General features: G+C 70.6%; 2 protein-coding genes. One reads left to right on the top strand and one right to left on the bottom strand.

Annotated features, from left to right (window positions below):
- Positions 1-133 precede the first annotated feature (133 nt).
- Positions 134-2,578, top strand: coding sequence for an acylase (locus D7V93_RS40705; RefSeq protein ID WP_120648381.1), 2,445 nt, complete (start codon positions 134-136; stop codon positions 2,576-2,578).
- Positions 2,579-2,584: 6 nt separating this feature from the next.
- Here the strand turns inward: D7V93_RS40705 and D7V93_RS40710 are convergent, their stop codons facing one another.
- Positions 2,585-3,172 carry a regulatory protein RecX gene (locus D7V93_RS40710; RefSeq protein ID WP_120648382.1) on the bottom strand — a complete coding sequence of 196 codons (588 nt, stop codon included), beginning with the start codon at positions 3,170-3,172 and terminating at the stop codon, positions 2,585-2,587.
- Positions 3,173-3,306 lie beyond the last annotated feature (134 nt).

The following is a 3,306-nucleotide window of genomic DNA, read 5'->3' on the forward strand; positions in this document are numbered from 1 at the left end:
TCCCGGGCCCCTTCCACCCCCGCCGACACGTCGTTCGACGCGTCGACCGACTTCCTTCCCACCGCGCGATCCAGGAATGGGGGGTTCTTACAAATAGGAGGGAATTTCTCCTCTGCGTGAAGGGAGTCCCTCGATGGTTGGACGTGATGGAAGGAACCGGGGTGGCCGGCTGCTGCCGCTGGCGGCGCTGCTCTTGGCCACCGCCTGTGAGCCGCGCGCCGCGACGCCCCCGGCCGACACCGTGGCGACGGTGAAGCTGGGCGCGGGCAGCTTCTCCGCCACCGTCCGGCGCACCGCGCACGGCATCCCCCACGTGCTGGCGGACGACTTCGCCAGCCTGGGCTACGGCTACGGCTACGCGTTCGCGCAGGACAACCTCTGCGAGCTGGCGGACGTACTGGTGACGGTGAACGCGCAGCGCTCGCGCTACTTCGGGCCGGACGCCACCTATCCGGCGCCGCTGGGCGGCGACCTCGTCAACCTGAAGAGCGACTTCTTCTACCAGTCCATCGTGGACGCCGGCACCGTGGACGCGCTGCTCGCGAAGCCCGCGCCGCTCGGCCCTTCGCAGGACGCGCGCGAATTGGTGCGCGGCTATGCCGCCGGCTTCAACCGCTACCTGCGCGACACCGGCGTGAACGCGCTGCCGGATCCGCGCTGCCGGGGCGCCGCCTGGGTGCGCCCCATCACCGAGCACGACCTCTACCTGCGCTACTACCAGCTCAGCCTCTTCGCCAGCTCCAGCTTCTTCCTGGACGCGCTGGTGGACGCGAAGCCCCCCGCGCTCCTGCCGGATGGCTCGCTGCCCCTGCCGCTGCCGGTGCCCGCGAGCCTGGACCGCAACGTCTTCCCCCACTCGGAGTCCATGGGCCTGGGCAGCAACGCCTTCGGCCTGGGAGGGCAGGCCACGCGCAACGGCAAGGGCATGGTGCTGGCCAACCCGCACTTCCCCTGGGAGGGCTCGGAGCGCTTCTACCAGGCGCACCTCACCGTGCCCGGCAAGCTCAACGTCAGCGGCGTGAGCCTCGTGGGCGTGCCCGCCATCCTCATCGGCCACAACGAGACGCTGGCCTGGAGCCACACCGTCTCCACCGCGTACCGCTTCACGCCGTTCGAGTTGAAGCTCGTCCCCGGCAGCCCCACCACCTACCTGTTCGACGGGCAGCTGCGTCAGATGACGACGCAGACGGTGACGGTGCAGGCGCGGGAAGCGGACGGCTCGCTCTCCTCCCGGCAGCACACCTTCTACCGCTCGCATCTGGGCCCGATGCTGGAGTACCCGGCCGGCCTGATGACCTGGAACGGGCTCACCGGCTACGCGTTCGCGGACGCCAACGCCTCCAACCTGCGCGTGCTGGACACCTTCTTCGCCATGGACCGCGCCACCAACGTGGAGGAGCTGCGCCAGGCGCAGGCCACCTGGCAGGGCATCCCGTGGGTCAACACGCTGGCGGCGGACGCGCAGGGCCGCTCCTACTACGCGGACATGGGCGTCGTGCCCCACGTCACCAACGCGCACCTCGCCCGCTGCGTGCTGTCCCCCATCCCGCTGCTCATCCTCCAGCAAGCAGGGCTGCCGGTGCTGGACGGCTCGCGCTCCGACTGCGCCTGGGGCACCGACGCGGACGCGGTGGAGCCGGGCATCCTGGGCCCGTCGCGCATGCCGCACCTCACGCGCGATGACTACGTCACCAACTCCAATGACAGCTACTGGCTGCCCAACCCCGCGCAGCCCCTCACCGGCTTCCCGCGCATCCTGGGCGAGGAGAAGAGCGTGCGCAGCCTGCGCACCCGGCTGGGCCTGAAGATGGTGCAGGGACGGCTCGCGGGCACCGACGGCCTGGAGGGCCAGCGCTTCACGCTGGAGCAGCTCCAGACGGTGATGCTCAACAACCGCACCTACTCCGGGGAGCTGCTGCGCGACGCCGCGGTGTCGCTGTGCCGCCGCACGCCCTTCGTGCTGATGGCGGACGGCACCTTCGAGGACCTGCGCCCCGCCTGCCCGGTGCTGGCGCAGTGGGACCTGAAGGGCAACCTGGACAGCCGCGGCGAGCTGCTGTGGCGCGTGTTCATCCTCAACGCGGTCGCGGTGACGGGCGGCCCGTACCTCCTCCCCTTCAACCCGGAGGACCCCGTCAACACGCCCCGCGTGCTCAACACCCTGCACCCGCAGGTGGCCCAGGCGCTGGGCACCGCCGTGCGCACGCTGCGCGAGCGGAGCATCGCCCTGGACGCGACGACGGGCTCCGTGCAGGGCAAGCGGAAGAACGGCGTGTTCATCCCCATCCACGGCTGCAGCCACTCCGAGGGCTGCTTCAACCAGATCTCCAACCGCCTGCTGCCGGACAACACCTACGAGCCCGTCCTGGGCTCCAGCTTCATCATGGCCGTGTCCTTCACCGACGCGGGGCCCGTGGCGAAGTCCGTCCTCACCTACTCGCAGTCCAGCAACCCGGCCTCGCCCTGGTACGCGGACCAGACGGTGATGTTCTCCCAGAAGCAGTGGGTGGACCTGCGCTACACGGAGGCCGACATCGCCAGCGACCCGGCGCTGACCGTCACGCAGCTCCAGGAGTAGCCAGGCTCAGCGGCGGAGCGGCGCGTCGTCGGCCGTTCCGTCGATGATCCGCTTCGCGATGGCGAAGGAGAAGCCCGCGCGTGCGAGCGCCGCCAGATCCCGCTGGCGGTTGTCCGCGCGCGTGCTGGCATCGCGCCGGAAGGGGCCCAGCCGCTTCTTGCGCGCCCAGATGAGGGCGGCGGCGTCCTCGGACACGTCCTCGGTGGCCTCCGCCAGCTTCTGCTGCACCAGCTCCGGCGCCACGCCCTTCATGCGCAGCTTCTGGGTGATGACGCGCGCGCTGCGGCCGGACGCGCGCAGCGAGTGCGCCTTGGTCTGCGCGTAGGCCCCATCGTTGATGAGGTTGTTGCGGATGAGCTTCTCCGCCAGCGCGTCCACCCACCCCACCGCCTCCTTGCGGTCGGTGCCGTGGAACTTCACCGAGCGGTCCACCCGGCGCATCAGCACGCGCTTGAGCTGGCTCACCGTGGCCGCGTAGCGCTTGAGGTAGTGCAGCGCGGCATTCTCCAGGTAGCGCTGCGACACCTTGCGGGGTGGCTTCGGCTTGCGCGGCTCCCGGCGGCGGTCGCCGTCCCTGTCGGTTGGATCATCCATGGCACGACAGATGTAGCACCCGGGTCCGACCCCGGGGGGCGTGTCCGGCCTCCCACCGGGCACACCCTGCCGGGGCACGCCCCGTCGCCTGGTCCGTTTTCCGGTGACAGAATCGACGGGCCCCTGTCGATCCC

Source organism: Corallococcus llansteffanensis, assembly GCF_003612055.1.
Classification (GTDB): Bacteria; Myxococcota; Myxococcia; order Myxococcales; family Myxococcaceae; genus Corallococcus; species Corallococcus llansteffanensis.